Source organism: Bacillus sp. JJ1521 (assembly GCF_036965165.1).
In the GTDB taxonomy this organism is placed as follows: domain Bacteria; phylum Bacillota; class Bacilli; order Bacillales; family Bacillaceae_L; genus Ferdinandcohnia.
Genome location: NZ_JBALOX010000134.1, coordinates 2554 through 19001 on the forward strand (window position 1 = coordinate 2554; position 16448 = coordinate 19001).

The 16448-nt window shown below is 37.0% G+C and carries 14 protein-coding genes and 1 pseudogene; all 15 read left to right on the top strand.

Going from position 1 to position 16448, the window contains the following annotated elements; translation table 11 throughout:
* The first annotated feature begins 148 nt into the window (after positions 1–148).
* The 15 genes and pseudogenes from dapA to V7147_RS17635 all read left to right on the top strand — a co-directional run bounded on the left by dapA (position 149) and on the right by V7147_RS17635 (position 16227).
* Positions 149–1018 carry a 4-hydroxy-tetrahydrodipicolinate synthase gene (gene dapA, locus V7147_RS17565; protein WP_335369131.1) on the top strand — a complete coding sequence of 290 codons (870 nt, stop codon included), beginning with the start codon at positions 149–151 and terminating at the stop codon, positions 1016–1018.
* Between the two features lie 103 nt (positions 1019–1121).
* On the top strand, positions 1122–1877 hold the full coding sequence (locus tag V7147_RS17570) for a ClpP family protease (RefSeq protein ID WP_335369132.1): 756 nt from the start codon (positions 1122–1124) through the stop codon (positions 1875–1877).
* Positions 1874–2083: a YlzJ-like family protein gene (locus V7147_RS17575; RefSeq protein WP_335369133.1), complete on the top strand. Its 210-nt coding sequence runs from the start codon at positions 1874–1876 to the stop codon at positions 2081–2083. Before V7147_RS17570 ends, V7147_RS17575 begins: the two co-directional genes overlap by 4 nt.
* 232 nt (positions 2084–2315) lie before the next feature.
* Positions 2316–4643, top strand: a complete 2328-nt coding sequence (locus V7147_RS17580; RefSeq protein ID WP_335369134.1) for a DNA translocase FtsK — start codon at positions 2316–2318, stop codon at positions 4641–4643.
* Positions 4644–4803: 160 nt separating this feature from the next.
* Positions 4804–5529, top strand: a complete 726-nt coding sequence (locus V7147_RS17585; RefSeq protein ID WP_335369135.1) for a GntR family transcriptional regulator — start codon at positions 4804–4806, stop codon at positions 5527–5529.
* A 108-nt stretch (positions 5530–5637) separates the two neighbouring features.
* On the top strand, positions 5638–6741 hold the full coding sequence (locus V7147_RS17590; protein WP_335369136.1) for a BMP family lipoprotein: 1104 nt from the start codon (positions 5638–5640) through the stop codon (positions 6739–6741).
* Between the two features lie 142 nt (positions 6742–6883).
* Positions 6884–8409, top strand: a pseudogene (locus tag V7147_RS17595) (ABC transporter ATP-binding protein).
* Positions 8406–9476: an ABC transporter permease gene (locus tag V7147_RS17600; protein WP_335369137.1), complete on the top strand. Its 1071-nt coding sequence runs from the start codon at positions 8406–8408 to the stop codon at positions 9474–9476. Before V7147_RS17595 ends, V7147_RS17600 begins: the two are co-directional and overlap by 4 nt.
* Before the next feature lies 1 nt (position 9477).
* Positions 9478–10431: an ABC transporter permease gene (locus V7147_RS17605; RefSeq protein ID WP_335369138.1), complete on the top strand. Its 954-nt coding sequence runs from the start codon at positions 9478–9480 to the stop codon at positions 10429–10431.
* Between the two features lie 179 nt (positions 10432–10610).
* Positions 10611–11891: an EF-P 5-aminopentanol modification-associated protein YfmF gene (gene yfmF, locus V7147_RS17610; RefSeq protein WP_335369139.1), complete on the top strand. Its 1281-nt coding sequence runs from the start codon at positions 10611–10613 to the stop codon at positions 11889–11891.
* Positions 11891–13177, top strand: coding sequence for an EF-P 5-aminopentanol modification-associated protein YfmH (gene yfmH / locus V7147_RS17615; protein ID WP_335369140.1), 1287 nt, complete (start codon positions 11891–11893; stop codon positions 13175–13177). Before yfmF ends, yfmH begins: the two co-directional genes overlap by 1 nt.
* A gap of 51 nt (positions 13178–13228) precedes the next feature.
* Positions 13229–13954, top strand: a complete 726-nt coding sequence (gene ymfI, locus V7147_RS17620) for an elongation factor P 5-aminopentanone reductase (RefSeq protein WP_335369141.1) — start codon at positions 13229–13231, stop codon at positions 13952–13954.
* 75 nt (positions 13955–14029) lie between these two features.
* Positions 14030–14272, top strand: a complete 243-nt coding sequence (locus V7147_RS17625; protein WP_335369142.1) for a DUF3243 domain-containing protein — start codon at positions 14030–14032, stop codon at positions 14270–14272.
* 168 nt (positions 14273–14440) lie between these two features.
* Complete coding sequence (locus V7147_RS17630) at positions 14441–15226, top strand: DUF3388 domain-containing protein (RefSeq protein ID WP_335369143.1); 786 nt, start codon at positions 14441–14443, stop codon at positions 15224–15226.
* 98 nt (positions 15227–15324) lie between these two features.
* Positions 15325–16227, top strand: a complete 903-nt coding sequence (locus V7147_RS17635) for a helix-turn-helix domain-containing protein (protein ID WP_335369144.1) — start codon at positions 15325–15327, stop codon at positions 16225–16227.
* The last annotated feature ends 221 nt before the right edge of the window (positions 16228–16448 follow it).

Genomic DNA, 16448 nt, shown 5'->3' on the forward strand with positions numbered 1-16448 from the left:
GTAGACTATTAAGATGAAGAAGCAGGGAGCCTCCGATTGGCGGGGGTGTCCTTTTCTTATTCAATATCAATTGTTTTTAATTTTTTGATTAAGCCTAGGGGTTTTTATTGATATTCTAGGCGTAATTGATGGGAGTAGGTGTAAAAGCATGATTGACTTTGGAAGAATCTCTACGGCGATGGTGACACCATTTGATAATAAAGGAAACATCGATTTCGGTAAAACAACACAGTTGATCAATTACTTAATAAACAATGGTACTGAATCACTGGTTGTAGCGGGTACAACAGGTGAATCTCCCACATTATCTTCTGAGGAAAAAGTGGCGCTTTTCCGTCACGTTGTAAAAGTGGTTGACGGCAGAATTCCGGTCATTGCTGGAACAGGAAGTAATAATACGTACGCATCAATGGAGCTTACCAAAAAAGCCCAAGAAGCTGGTGTTGATGGTATAATGCTCGTTGTTCCGTATTATAACAAGCCAAACCAGGAAGGTCTTTATCAGCATTTTAAAACAATTGCTGAATGTACAAATTTACCTGTTATGTTATACAATATTCCTGGTAGATCGGTTATTAATATGTCAGTTGAAACCATTATTAAGTTATCTAAAGTTCCGAATATCGTAGCTGTAAAAGAAGCAAGCGGGAGCTTAGAGGCTATGACTGAAATTATTGCATATACCGATGATCAATTTGAACTATACAGCGGTGATGATGGCATTACAATACCTGCGCTTTCAATTGGTGCAAAAGGTGTTGTATCGGTTGCTTCCCATGTAATTGGCAATGAGATGCAGCAAATGGTGAAGGCATTTTTAGCCGGTAATGTGGCCGAAGCTGCTAGCCAACATCAGAAGCTTTTACCAATCATGAAGGGCTTATTTACAGCCCCAAATCCTGTACCTGTAAAAACAGCTCTACAAATAAAGGGACTGGATGTAGGATCTGTTCGCCTGCCACTTGTCCCTTTAAACGAGCAAGAACGAATTCAATTATCAAATTTAATTTCAAATTAATAGTATGTATGAAAAAGTCAATCTTTGGTTGGCTTTTTTCTTTTGGAATGAAAAGGGGTCTAGTGTTTATACTAATTGGTAAATGGGTTGAAAGGAGAATACGATGAATAATAATCAATACATAAATGAAGAACAACCACAAGAGGATCAAGATAAAAATGGTTCAAAGGGTTCGTCATTAGTAGAAAAAATACAGCAATTAGGTCAAACAAATGTCCCCCAAATGTCCAATGATAGTAAGATCCATTGCCTAACCATTGTCGGTCAAATTGAAGGTCATATTCAATTGCCACCGCAAAATAAAACAACGAAATATGAACATGTTATACCTCAAATTGTTGCGATTGAACAAAATCCAAAAATTGAAGGTTTGCTCGTTGTTTTAAATACAGTTGGAGGAGATGTGGAAGCAGGACTTGCAATATCTGAAATGCTTGCATCGCTTTCAAAGCCAACTGTGTCTATTGTTTTAGGAGGTGGTCATTCGATTGGGGTACCAATTGCAGTAGCCTGTGATTATTCATTCGTTGCCGAGACCGCGACAATGACAATTCATCCCGTAAGACTAACAGGCCTTGTGATTGGAGTGCCACAGACGTTTGAGTACCTTGATAAAATGCAAGAGCGTGTTGTAAATTTTGTAACAAGTCATTCAAATATTTCAGAAGATAAATTTAAGGAATTGATGTTTTCAAAAGGCAATTTAACAAGAGATATTGGGACAAATGTAATTGGTTCGGATGCAGTGGAGTATGGACTCATTGATGAGATTGGCGGGATTGGTCAAGCAATAAAGAAATTAAATGAGTTAATTGATGAGAAAAATCTATCTGACGAAAGTGAGCAGATGATTCAATGATCTTATATACAATGATGCCGCACGAACTAATTTATCCACATACTGAAATTGAAGATAATCAATTGAAATATGTCGATGTAAATGGTGTTTCATTGGCTGTTAGCAGCTCCCAAAACGGTGAATACACAATTGAAAGGGTCATGAGCACGGATCCTCAGCATTTTCTAGATGGAAGATATTCTCCTGGACAAAAAATAAGATTTTGAGACATTTTGGTATAACCTTATTCAGAGAAGGCTACTACTTCGCCTGAATAAAGTTAAAGCCTCCGGCGGAGACATGCGATTTTCAACGGAACCTTTTCGAGCAGGCTCGTAAAAAATCTGGGCGCAAATGCACAAAGGCGCATTTGATTATGTTATAATTTAATTAGATTTTCATTAAGTAGGCAGCCATAATTTGGCTGCTTTATCTATTGATTGGTAGAGTAGGTGTAGTATGGCGAAACGAAAACGTAGACAGTCGAAGCGGAAAGATGAGTGGAAAAAAACACTAAAATTTGAATTGCTCGGATTATTATTGCTAGCTCTAGCATGTATAGGATTAGCCAGGCTTGGAACAGTGGGGACAGGGCTCGTCTATTTATTTCGATTTTTCCTTGGGAATTGGGACATTCTTGGATTAATCGGGCTCTTGTTAGTTTCACTTTATATCATTTGGAACCGTGCATGGCCTAGAATCATTACAAGGCAATTGATTGGAGTCTACTTAATCATTAGCGCAATGCTACTATTAAGTCATATTCCCTTATTTAATTTACAAACAAATGATGGCAAATTTACGGACCCTAGTGTTATCAAAAATACATGGAAAATGTTTTGGGCAGTTGTAAATGGCAATACGAGCACAACAGATTTAGGTGGGGGAATGATTGGTTCTATCCTTTTTGCTGCTTCGTATTTTTTATTTGATGAAACGGGTACTAAGATTATTTCCGTCTTTTTAATTGTAATTGGTGGTGTACTTGTTACGGGTAAATCGCTTCATGACACAATTGCGAAAATTTTTAGTCCTGTTGGTACATTTTTTAAAAACCAATGGATTGCATTTGTTGATGATATCAATAATTGGTCCCAGCAACGTAAAAATCAGCCAAAAAAAGAAAAACGAAGTAAGAAAGAGGCTAAAAAACAGGAAGTTCACTTTTCACAAGAAGACCCAATCGAAGAAGTACCAGTTGAGATTCCAATTGAGCCGATTATCTCGAACTTTGCAGACAAGGCTTATACTAGAGACCAAGAGAACCATCACGAAAAACATGAGCAACAACGTCATGCAAAAGATGATGACCATGATGAAAAAATGCCAATTACCTTTTCAGATGGCGAACTGGAGAATGTAGATTATCAATTGCCACCAATTGAGCTTCTGCATCCTCCAAAACAAACAAGTCAAAGTGCGGAACATGAAAATATTTATGAAAATGCTAGAAAGCTAGAAAAAACATTCCATAGCTTTGGGGTAAAGGCTAAGGTGACAAAAGTTCACCTCGGTCCAGCTGTGACAAAATATGAAGTATACCCTGACGTTGGGGTAAAAGTAAGTAAAATCGTTAATTTAAGTGATGATTTAGCACTTGCATTAGCAGCAAAAGATATTCGGATTGAGGCTCCTATCCCAGGTAAATCGGCAGTTGGAATTGAAGTCCCGAATTCCGAAATCGCTGTTGTATCTTTACGTGAGGTGCTAGAAGATATTGAACCTCAGCGTTCAGATGCTAAGTTATTAATTGGGCTTGGCCGTGATATTTCGGGTGAGGCTAAATTTGCGGAACTTAATAAAATGCCTCACTTATTAGTAGCAGGTGCTACAGGAAGTGGTAAGAGTGTATGTATTAATGGCATTATTACGAGTGTACTAATGAGGGCAAAACCTCATGAAGTGAAAATGATGATGATCGATCCAAAAATGGTTGAATTAAATGTGTATAACGGAATTCCACATTTATTAGCACCGGTTGTAACAGATCCTAAAAAAGCTTCGCAGGCTCTTAAAAAAGTCGTGAATGAAATGGAACGAAGATATGAATTATTCTCACATACCCATACGAGAAACATTGAGGGATACAATGAATATATACGTCGTCATAATAGTGAAGAAGAGGCGAAGCAACCTTCTCTTCCATACATTATCGTGATCGTTGATGAGCTAGCAGATTTAATGATGGTTGCCTCATCGGATGTTGAGGATTCTATCACACGTTTAGCACAAATGGCTCGTGCTGCTGGAATTCACTTAATTATTGCTACGCAGCGACCTTCTGTTGACGTTATCACTGGGGTTATTAAAGCAAATATTCCTTCACGTATTGCTTTCAGTGTTTCTTCACAAACAGACTCTAGGACAATTCTAGATATGGGTGGAGCCGAGAAATTACTAGGTCGAGGTGACATGTTATTTTTACCAGTTGGTGCCTCAAAGCCTGTTCGTGTACAAGGTGCGTTTTTGTCGGATGATGAGGTCGAAGAGATTGTTAATTTTGTCATTTCTCAACAAAAAGCTCAATATCAAGAGGAAATGATTCCGACAGATACGGTTGAAGCAACTGATGAAGTGGATGATGATTTATATGATGACGCTGTACAGCTTATTATTGAAATGCAAACAGCATCCGTGTCAATGCTGCAACGAAGATTTCGGATAGGATACACAAGAGCTGCAAGACTGATCGATGCTATGGAACTAAGAGGTATAGTTGGTCCATATGAGGGAAGCAAACCAAGGGCAGTCCTTGTTTCAACAAAAAATGAAGATGTAGGTAGTTAAACCTAATTGTATAAAGAAGGGCAGATGCTCTTCTTTTTTTTTCGACAAATTGCGCAATTGTTATTTATTTCTTATGGAAAAAATGATATAGTTATTGTCGGATTAATATCGGTCTAACATCAGAGGTCTGATGACTATACATAAACTGGGGGAACTGCAGATGACTATCAAGTTAGATAATCGACCATTGTATTTGCAAGTGATAGATCAAATCAGACTTGATATTGACAACGGAGTCTACAAAGAAAAAGAAAAGCTACCATCAGAATTTCTCCTAGCAAAACAATTAGGTGTTAGTAGAGCAACGTTAAGAGAAGCTTTACGAATACTAGAAGAAGAGAATGTCATTATTAGAAGACATGGTGTTGGAACTTTTGTAAACGCAAAACCTCTTTTTAATTCCGGAATTGAGCAAATAAGCAGTATAACCGATATGATTATTCAAGCTGGAATGTCACCTGGAACAATCTTTTTATCGCAAACAGTGAAGGGACCTACTGACGGTGATATAAAAGGGTTTAGTTGTATAGAAAATGAAGAAATAACAGTGATTGAGCGGGTACGTACAGCAAACGGTGAGCCTGTTGTGTATTGTATCGATAAAATACTGAGTAAAAATTTACCTTCCAGTTATTCACATGAGGAATCGCTCTTTGAATTATTAGAGTATAAAGCAGGAAGAAAAATAACATATGCCGTGACCCATATTGAACCAATTGGGTACCATGAGATCATTTCCCCTATTTTAAATTGTGATCCGGAAACTGCCCTTTTGCTATTAAAACAAATGCATTATGACGAAAATGATCAACCTGTATTATTTTCACAAAATTATTTTAGAGCTGACGTATTTTCCTTCCATGTTGTTAGAAAACGTGTATTATAAAAATGGAAAAAAAAGGTACACTTTAAGGAGGTGAATAAGTAGTCCGTTACTAACAAATATTTTAAAGTAAGAATTTGTTTTAATTAAATTTTTTTAGGGGGTTAATTCATGTTTAAAAAGAAAGCAGGTTTTGGTCTTGCATTTCTTCTTGCAGCTGGAACATTACTAGGTGCATGTGGAGGTGCTGGTGACGAAGGTAAAGGTGAAGGAAATGGCAAAGGTGCTGACCTGAAAGTAGGTATGGTTACGGATGCTGGTACAATTGATGATAAATCATTTAACCAAGGTACATGGGAAGGTATCTTAGCTGCGAAGGATGAGCTAGGAATTCAAGAAAAATATCTTAAGCCAGCTGGTACTACTGAAGCAGAATACTTAAAAGAAATGGGTAACCTTTACGATGCAGGCTACAAATTCATCGTAGCGCCAGGATTCAAATTTGAAACAGCAATCTTTCAAGCACAATCTAAATATGAAGATGCAAAATTTATTATTCTAGACGGTAATCCGCACAAAGGTGACTTTGTTCCAGCTGTTGCTGATAACACTGTCGCTGTATTCTTTGCTGAGCATGAATCCGGTTTCTTAGCTGGTGTAGCTGCTGCTCTTGAACTAAAAGAAGGAGAAGCAGGATTTATCGGTGGTATGGAAATTCCAGCTGTTCAAAAGTTTAACTGGGGCTTCCAACAGGGTGTAGCTTATGCGAACGAAAACCTAGGAACAAATTTAACGATTAAAGCAGACAACGTAGTATATCAAGGTTCATTTGATAACTCAGCTGCTGGTCAACAAATTGCTGCACAAATGTATGATCGTGGAGTAAATGTAATCTTTGCTGCTGCTGGTGGTGTAGGTGTTGGTGCGTTTACTGAATCTAAAAACCGTGCTAAAGCAGGCGAAGAAGTTTGGATGGTTGGTGTTGACGTTGACCAATATTCTGAAGGAATTTATGAAGGTGAAAAGTCTGTTACTTTAACGTCTGCAATGAAGAAGCTTGCTCACGCAACTCAAGAATTAATTGGACAAGAGCTAAATGGAGAATTCCCTGGTGGAAAAACTTTAACCTATGATGTTACAAATGATGGTGTAGGTATTCCAGATGAAAATCCTAACTTAAGCGATGAAACTGTAACTCAAGTAAAGGATATTTTTGAAAAGCTTAAATCTGGTGAAATTAAAGTCTCCGGTGAACAAGGTGATCTAATCAAGTAAGTTTGTTTAAAAAGAGACGGTTTTGATCCGTCTCTTTTGTATATAACCTAAAAACGTGAATGTAACACAACTTTCTACATTTTTTGGTGTGGATAGGGGACTCCTAATAAGGGACTAGTCTAGAAAAAAGGTGAGTGCTACTATGGAATATGTTGTAGAAATGTTGAATATTAGGAAAGAATTTCCTGGTATCATAGCAAATGATAATATCACTCTTACTTTAAAAAAGGGAGAGATACACGCTCTACTTGGTGAAAATGGAGCAGGTAAGTCCACTCTTATGGGTGTTTTATTTGGAATGTATCAGCCTGAGCAAGGAATTATTAAAGTAAATGGGGAACAAGTGCATATCACCAATCCTAATGTGGCAAACCGCCTCGGTATTGGTATGGTGCATCAACATTTTAAATTAGTTGATAATTTTACGGTTACTGAAAATATCATCTTAGGAAGCGAGCCTATCAAGAATGGGGTTGTCCTTGATATTAATAATGCCGCAAAACGGATTGAGGAATTGTCAAGCATTATGGATTGAATGTAGACCCACATGCAAAAATAGAAGACATCTCTGTTGGAATGCAGCAACGGGTGGAGATTATAAAGATGCTTTTTCGTGATGCCGATGTACTTATTTTTGATGAGCCTACAGCAGTATTAACTCCAAATGAAATAGATGAATTAATGAAAATCATGCGTAATTTGATTAAAGAAGGAAAATCTATCATCATCATTACACATAAATTGAAGGAAATTAAGGCTGTAGCTGACCGCTGTACCGTTATTCGTCGTGGTAAATACATAGGAACAGTAAATGTAGCTGAAGCAAGTGAAGCAAGCTTAGCAGAGATGATGGTTGGTCGCCATGTTTCCTTTAATGTAGATAAAGTAGAAAGTAAACCAGGTGAAATGGTATTAGAAATAGATTCTCTTTCCGTAAAAAATAATCGAAAAGTTTTAGGATTAAAGAACTTTTCTCTAAATGTACGGAAAGGAGAAATTGTGGGTATTGCAGGTGTTGAAGGAAATGGTCAATCTGAGTTAGTAGAAGCGATAACAGGTCTTCGGAAGGCTGAATCAGGAAAAATTTTATTAAACGGTGAGGATATCACAACTCTATCGGTTCGTAAGAGAATTGATAAGGGAATTGCTCATATTCCTGAAGATAGACAAAAGCGTGGACTTGTTCTAGACTACTCACTTCAATCCAATATGGTACTTGAGGTTTATAATAAACCACCGTTTTCAAAGTATGGTCTATTAAAAGTTTCTGCAATGAAAGAATATGCAAAGAAAATATTAGAAAATTTTGATGTGCGTTCAGGAGAAGGGGAAGTTTCCATAGCAAGAACCTTATCCGGTGGTAACCAACAAAAAGCAATCATAGGACGTGAACTTGAATTAGATCCTGAATTGCTAGTTGCCGTTCAACCAACTCGTGGACTTGATGTTGGGTCTATTGAATATATTCATAAACGATTGATTGAACACCGTGATAAAGGAAAAGCAGTACTTTTAATCTCTCTAGAACTAGATGAAGTATTGCAGCTATCTGATCGCATTGCCATCGTTAACAATGGTGAACTCATTGGAATTGTGAACGCATCTGAAACAAATGAAAATGAGGTTGGTCTCATGATGGCTGGTGTAGGTAAGGAGAGAAGTGTATGAGAACTACAATTGTTTCATTAATTGCAGTACTTTTTGGTTTAATCGCCGGTGGAATATTAATGCTCTTTATTGGAAGCAATCCTTTCGAAGGATATAGTTACTTGCTCCAAGGAGGATTAAAAAACATCTCAAGGATTGGTGATACATTAGCTACGGCAACACCATTAATCTTTACAGGTTTATCAGTAGCTTTCGCATTCCGTACAGGTCTATTTAATATAGGGGCTTCTGGTCAAATGTTAATCGGTGGACTTCTTGCAACGGCGGTTGGATTAACTCTTGACCTTTCAAGACCAATTCTTTTAGTTGTAATGATTTTAGCAGGACTACTAGGCGGAGCACTTTGGGCATTTATTCCTGGACTGTTAAAGGCAAAATTTAATGTACATGAAGTTGTTTCAACAATCATGATGAACTGGGTTGCATATTGGACAGTTTATTATGTTGTGCCTGGTTATTTTAAAGGAGAGTTTCTTGAGACTGAATCAAGAAAATTAGCAGATGAAGCTACCTTACGTGTGCCATTTTTAACTGAAATGTTCCAAGGCTCTTATATCAACCTTGGTCTTTTCTTAGGAATTATCGCTGTTATTATCGTAGGTTTCATTATTAATAAAACTACGTTAGGGTTTGAATTAAAAGCCGTTGGGTTTAACCGACATGCTGCAGAATTTGCAGGTATGCGAGTAAATTCAAATATTGTATTATCTATGCTAATTTCTGGTGGATTAGCAGGACTTGCTGGGGTTGCAATGTATACAGGAAATGCAACCAGCATGCAAATTGGTATTTTGCCATCACAAGGCTTTGATGGCATTGCCGTTGCACTACTCGGGGCTAACCATCCAATTGGAGTATTTTTTGCAGCTGTATTTTTTGGAATTCTTTATTCTGGAACAGGATTTATGAACGCAATGACTGAAATCCCACCGGAAATTGCAAATACGATTATTGCGATTATTATTTATTTTGCGGCTACAAGTATTTTAATCCAGCGTTTATTGAATAAGTTTAAGAAACGTCGTAATAATTCTAACGGTGCTGCTGTGAAAAAGGAGGAAGCGTAAAATGTGGTCTATAATAGAACAAATCTTTCCATATGCAATCGTTTTTACGATCCCTCTTCTTATTACAGCACTTGGAGGTTTATTCAGTGAACGAAGTGGAGTCGTCAATATTGGCTTAGACGGTCTAATGATATTTGGGGCTTTTGCAGGGGCATTGACAGTTAATTATCTTCAAAGTACATCTTTAAACCATAATTTAGTTCTTTGGATCGGATTATTAGCTGCGGCGATTGTGGGGATGATCTTTTCTCTCTTACATGCATTCGCTAGTATTAACTTAAATGCCGACCAAATTATCAGTGGTACTGCAATCAATATGATTGCGGGTGCATTAACGGTATTCTTAGCTCGAAATATAACTGGTAGTGGAAATATCCGTATTACAAGTGGTTTTGCACCGTTTAATATTCCGGGACTGTCCTCTATTCCAGTTATCGGTGATCTGTTTTTTACTAAAACGTATTTAACTACATGGTTTATTCTACTTGTTTTAATAATTAGTGCATTTGTTTTATACAAAACTAAAACAGGACTTCGCTTACGGTCTTGTGGTGAATTCCCGCAAGCTGCTGAGGCTGCAGGGGTTAATGTAAGACGCGTACGCTACCTTGGGGTAATACTTTCTGGAGCATTTTCGGGTTTAGGCGGAGGTCTTATCATTGTTACGTATGCTGGTGAATTTACGGGTACAGTTTCCGGTTTAGGGTTTTTGGCACTTGCGTCATTAATCTTCGGACAATGGAAGCCACTTGGAATATTGGGTGCTACCTTATTCTTTGGTTTTGCAAGTACTGTTGCCAACGTTTCACAGGTTATCCCAGAGCTTGCGGTTGTTCCTCCAATTCTTTTGAAGATTTTCCCTTATGTGGTAACTTTAATTGCATTGGTTATATTCTCTAAATCTTCTCAAGCACCAAAAGCTGCTGGAGAACCGTTTGATTCAGGAAAACGATAAGATAATCATTTTTTAAGGAATGGCAGAATGCCATTCCTTTTTTATAGGGAAAATTTTGGATCAAAACTTGAAATTATTACTAATTTGAGGTTATAGTGATTTTAAGATTAATTAAACGTCTTTGGTTGAAAAATAGCCATAAAGGGTTTTGCTATGACCAAAAAGGAGGCTATGTTTACATGTTTTTATTGGATGAAACTGAGCATAAATTAAATGGGTTGACACTGCATACGATTAAAACAGATAAATTTAAAACGAATACCATTGTACTTAGAATAAAAGCCCCGCTCCAGGAGGAGTACGTAACACAGAGGGCATTGCTTCCCTATGTCCTGCAAAGTGAAACAACTAGTTACCCGCAGACAACAAGTCTACGTTCTTATTTAGACGAATTATATGGGGCTGTGTTATATGTGGATTTAGCGAAAAAAGGTGAAAATCACATTATTACCTTTTTCATTGAAATTGCAAATGAAATATTTTTAAAAGACCAGACACCATTGCTTGATAAAGCGATTTTCTTGTTACAGGAGATGGTGCTTTCACCTATTACGGAAAATGGAGCTTTTAAAAGTGCAACTGTTGAAAAAGAAAAACGTAGCCTAAAACAGCGAATACAAGCCGTTAATGATGATAAAATGAGGTATTCGAATTTACGGCTAGTAGAAGAAATGTGTAAGGATGAACCATATCACCTCCACGTAAACGGAAGAATTGAAGATATTGATAGCATTTCAGCAGAATCCTTATACAGTTATTATCAAAAAGCGATCGCAGAAGACGAGATAGACCTCTATATTATTGGAAATATCGAACCTGAAAAGGTAAAGGAAACTGTTTCATCTGCCTTTGTATTTACAGCTCGAAGCAAGCGTTCACATGTGGAAATCAAATCAAAACAGGTTGAAAAAGTCAATGAGGTTATTGAAAAACAAGATGTTAAACAGGGTAAGCTTAATATTGGCTACCGGACAAATACAACATATAGTGATTCCGATTATGATGCCCTTCAAGTATTTAACGGGATTTTTGGTGGATTTTCGCATTCGAAGCTTTTTATTAATGTCCGTGAAAAAGAAAGCTTGGCCTATTATGCAGCATCAAGAGTCGAAAGTCACAAGGGTCTATTAATGGTGATGTCTGGAATCGATGATGCTAATTTTGACCGAGCGGTAACAATCATCAAGGAACAAATGCAAGCTATGATTGATGGTGATTTCACAGAAGAAATCCTGGCTCAAACAAAAGCAGTTATACGGAATCAACTTCTTGAAACAATAGATAATTCCAGAGGGATTGCAGAGGTTTTATATCATAATGTTATTTCTTCAAAACCGAGAAAACTCGAAGAATGGATTTCTGGAATAGAAGCTGTAACGAAGGAGGAAGTAGTTAATGTTGCTAAAAAAATTGACCTGGATACCATCTACTTCCTTACAGGATTGGAGAGTGGAAGGTAATGGAAAAAATCACATTTGATCAACTTCAAGAGGACCTTTTTCATGAGAAGCTTGACAATGGCCTAAATGTCTATATCCTTCCGAAAAAGGGATTTAATAAAACCTATGCTACCTTTACCACAAATTATGGTTCTGTGGATAATCAATTTGTGCCATTAGGAAAGGATGAATTCGATCATGTACCAGATGGGATTGCTCATTTTTTAGAGCATAAGCTTTTTGAAAAAGAAGATGGTGATGTATTCCAGGATTTTAGTAAACAGGGTGCATCAGCGAATGCGTTTACTTCATTTACAAGAACTGCTTATCTTTTTTCAAGTACATCCAATGTGGAATTGAACCTAAAGACATTGATTGACTTTGTTCAAAGTCCGTACTTTACCGAGAAAACGGTGGAAAAAGAAAAAGGAATCATCGGTCAAGAAATTACGATGTACGATGACAACCCTGATTGGAGACTATATTTCGGTGTAATTGAAAATATGTATAAAAATCATCCCGTACGAATTGACATTGCCGGAACAATTGATTCAATCGCCAAAATAACGAAAGATATGCTGTATGAATGCTATGAAACCTTCTATCATCCGAGCAATATGGTATTATTTGTTGTAGGTGCAATTGAACCGGAAAAAGTAATGGAGCAAATTCGTTCTAACCAAGCGGCAAAGGATTATCAGGATCAGCCAGAAATCAAGCGCCATTTTGAAGATGAACCAATCGAAGTAAATGAAAAAAAGAAAGTTCTTGAAATGAATGTTCAATCCTCAAAATGTATGGTAGGTGTAAAAGCATTAAATCCGTCACGTAAAGGCGACGAATTGTTGAAGCAAGAATTGTCAATTACGATCATTTTGGATTGGCTATTTGGAAAAAGCTCAAAGCATTATCAGGCGTTATATGATGAAGGCTTAATTGATGATACATTTTCGTATGATTATACCGAAGAGCAAGGCTTTGGTTTTGCCATAGTTGGTGGTGACACTCCTAACCCAGATGAATTATCTTCCAAAATAAGAACGATTTTGCTTTCAAGTAAAAATCAAGGGATCACTTCAGAAGAACTAGAGCGAGTGAAAAAGAAAAAAATTGGGGCATTTTTACGCTCCCTAAATTCACCAGATTATATTGCAAATCAATTTACAAGATATGCATTTAATGAAATGAATTTATTTGATGTCGTTCCAATAATGGAAAGCCTAACATTGGACGATATTACAAATACTGTGAATGAATTTTTTGAGGAAATTCGAATGACTGAGTGCCAGGTAATACCAAAAAGTTAAGGTTACGGAGCATCCTTTTATGAAAGGATGCTTTTTTAAGGGGAAATTAGTATGAAAAAATATGCGTTGATTACAGGGGCAAGTGGAGGGATAGGAAGCGCAATTGCAAAAGAAATTGCAAATCTTGGTTATTCGTTATACCTTCACTACCATGAAAATGAAATGGCAATTAAAAAAGTAGCAGAAGAATTAGCTCTTGATGGTGTGGAATCTTCTCTAATTAAGGCTGATTTAAGTCTGCCGAATAGTGTGGAACATGTAGTTAACCAAATTCAACATCCAATTGATACAATCATCCATAATTCTGGTAAAAGTGTCTTTGGGCTCATGACAGATTTTGACCAAAAGACGGTGGAACAAATGGTACAACTTCACATTAGTACACCGTATTTGTTAACAAAAGAATTGCTTCCAACAATGATTACTAAGAGAAGTGGAAATATCATCGTTATATCCTCGATTTGGGGAATCACGGGTGCCTCATGTGAGGTGCTCTATTCAATGGTAAAGGGTGGGCAAATTTCTTTTGTAAAAGCTTTGGCAAAGGAAGTTGCGCTAAGTGGAATTAGAGTGAATGCTGTTGCACCAGGTGCGATTAATACAAACATGCTTAAGGAATTTACCCCGGAAGATATGGAAGGCATTAGCGAGGAAATTCCAATGGGGAGAATTGGTGAGCCAAAAGAGGTCGCAAATGCGGTTGCTTTTTTACTTTCGGATAAGGCTTCTTATATTACGGGGCAAGTTTTGTCTGTAAATGGTGGTTGGCATTGCTAAACTTTTCTTTTAACGAATAAATTTTTTTCCAATCGACAAACTAACATTGTAATAACCTAATAAGGAGGGTCACTTATGTCAGTATTAGATAATTTCGAGGATTGGAAAAATTTTTTAGGTGATCGCTTGCAGCATGCTAAAACCGAAGGAATGGATCAAAACGTGATCAGTGATATGGCTCATCAACTAGGTGATTACCTTGCAAGTGAAGTTGAGCCGAAAAATGCTCAAGAAAAAGTATTGCGAGACCTTTGGAATGTTGCTTCTGAGGAAGAGCAACAAGCAATTGCTAATGTAATGGTAAAGCTTGTCCAATAGGTTTGGTGAGTGTTTGGAAACGAGAGAGGATTTTCCTCTCTTTTTTATTTTTTCAATCTCCTTCTTTTTTTTCTACCCCTCTATAAAATGTGAATGGATTAGTTTATAATAAAAATGATGCGTTATTTTATAATTGGGAATTTAACCACTATGAGGGGCTGGGGTATTTTGGAGAAAAAAGAGTGGTATTTGGAATATGAAATTGCAAAAAATCGCCCGGGACTTCTTGGGGATATTTCTTCATTATTGGGAATGCTTTCGATAAATATTGTTACAATAAATGGTGTAGACGATCGTAGAAGGGGAATGCTTTTATTATGTGATAGTAATGAGCAAATTGAAAGACTTGAATCAATTTTACATACAATGGATACGATAACCGTTACAAAGCTTAGAGAACCGAAGCTTCGTGATAAGCTTGCGGTCAGGCATGGACGATATATACAACGGGATGCAGATGATAAAAAAACATTCCGATTTACTCGCGATGAATTAGGGCTTCTTGTTGATTTTATGGCTGAGCTTTTTAAGCAGGAGGGCCATAAGCTTATTGGAATTCGTGGAATGCCAAGGGTCGGTAAGACCGAATCAGTTGTTGCTGCGAGTGTTTGTGCGCATAAAAAGTGGTTATTTGTTTCATCGACTTTATTAAAACAAACAATGAGAAATGAGTTGATTCATGATGAGTACAATGTCGATAATCTTTTTATTATCGACGGTATTGTTTCAACTAAGCGCGCAACTGAAAGACATTTGCAGCTAGTCAGGGAGATCATGAGACTTCCTGCTGTTAAATTAGTGGAGCATCCTGATATGTTTGTACGTCATACGGAATATACATTGAAGGATTTTGATTATATTATTGAATTACGAAATGATCCTGAAGAAGAAATTACATTTGATATCGAATACCAACAGTTTTCTAGGTCTGATTTTTCAGGTTTCGAATTTTAATTTTTTATAGTTAATCCTTTACTAAAGTAGGATAAAAATGCTAGTATTATGAACGCGAATACACCAATAGGTATTCTGTGAATTGGTAGGTGAATAAAATGACTGAATTAGGTTCTCGACTTAAAGAAGCAAGAGAACGAAAAGATCTAAGTTTAGATGATTTACAACAAATTACAAAAATTCAAAAGAGGTATTTGGTTGGAATCGAAGAGGGAAATTTTTCTGTAATGCCTGGTAAATTCTACGTCCGTGCATTCATTAAGCAATATGCAGAAGCGGTCGGGCTAAATCCTGAGGAAATATTTGAGGAATTTAAGTCAGAAATTCCAGGTACATATAATGATGAAATTCCTGAACAAATTTCAAGAGTACAATCGAGAAGGCAAATTTCTACGACCAGTTCGAAAATCGTAGATAAAGTACCGATGATTATATTGGTCCTTTTCCTTCTTGGTGGTGCGATGACGATCTACTGGTTTGTATCTAATAAGGATGTTGCCCAAGAACCGGATACGCAACTAGAGAGTCAGAAAACACAATATGAAGCATCAGATGAGCCACCTCCTGTACAGGATGAACAACAAAAAGAGGTAGCGAACGAAGAAGAACAGGTAGCCGGTGATACCGATAATGTTGAAGGAGAACCTGTAGAAGAAACTCAACCGCAGGAGCTAGTAGAAATTGCAAAAGAGAAGAGTACTGCAACTTTTGAGTTGAAAAATACGGATACTTTTAAGGTGAAACTTACAGCAAAAGCAGATGGGCAAGCATGGGTTTCTGTTAAAAATAGACAAGGTGAAAAATTCGTCTATAAAACAATAGCAAATGGTCAATCAGAGGAAATTGACCTATCGAACCAATCTGAAGTCAATTTTAATATTGGAAGGTCTTCAGATCTTGCAATCGAAATAAATGGTGTGCCATTCCAATATCCATTTAACACTGGAGAAGTTGTTCAACAGATTATTACCATTAAATTCACTCCTGAAACGCAAGAATAACAAAAAGTCATCATTATGATGGCTTTTTGTTTCGTATAAGTGGTATTATCACTATTATAAGTATTTTTATAACCTTATTATTCAGAAGCCCATACTTCTGCATAATAAAGTTAAAGCCTTCGGCGGATGCCACGATTTTTCAAAGGAAACTTTTCGAGCAGTAAGATCAAAGACTAAGTACGCCACTTCCTGTGGCAACGTCTTTATGATCACTTCCTGTG

Coding starts and splice junctions, on each gene's coding strand:
- dapA (WP_335369131.1), top strand. CDS start 149: ATGATTGACTTTGGAAGAATCTCTACGGCGATGGTGACACCATTTGAT.
- V7147_RS17570 (WP_335369132.1), top strand. CDS start 1,122: ATGAATAATAATCAATACATAAATGAAGAACAACCACAAGAGGATCAA.
- V7147_RS17575 (WP_335369133.1), top strand. CDS start 1,874: ATGATCTTATATACAATGATGCCGCACGAACTAATTTATCCACATACT.
- V7147_RS17580 (WP_335369134.1), top strand. CDS start 2,316: ATGGCGAAACGAAAACGTAGACAGTCGAAGCGGAAAGATGAGTGGAAA.
- V7147_RS17585 (WP_335369135.1), top strand. CDS start 4,804: ATGACTATCAAGTTAGATAATCGACCATTGTATTTGCAAGTGATAGAT.
- V7147_RS17590 (WP_335369136.1), top strand. CDS start 5,638: ATGTTTAAAAAGAAAGCAGGTTTTGGTCTTGCATTTCTTCTTGCAGCT.
- V7147_RS17600 (WP_335369137.1), top strand. CDS start 8,406: ATGAGAACTACAATTGTTTCATTAATTGCAGTACTTTTTGGTTTAATC.
- V7147_RS17605 (WP_335369138.1), top strand. CDS start 9,478: ATGTGGTCTATAATAGAACAAATCTTTCCATATGCAATCGTTTTTACG.
- yfmF (WP_335369139.1), top strand. CDS start 10,611: ATGTTTTTATTGGATGAAACTGAGCATAAATTAAATGGGTTGACACTG.
- yfmH (WP_335369140.1), top strand. CDS start 11,891: ATGGAAAAAATCACATTTGATCAACTTCAAGAGGACCTTTTTCATGAG.
- ymfI (WP_335369141.1), top strand. CDS start 13,229: ATGAAAAAATATGCGTTGATTACAGGGGCAAGTGGAGGGATAGGAAGC.
- V7147_RS17625 (WP_335369142.1), top strand. CDS start 14,030: ATGTCAGTATTAGATAATTTCGAGGATTGGAAAAATTTTTTAGGTGAT.
- V7147_RS17635 (WP_335369144.1), top strand. CDS start 15,325: ATGACTGAATTAGGTTCTCGACTTAAAGAAGCAAGAGAACGAAAAGAT.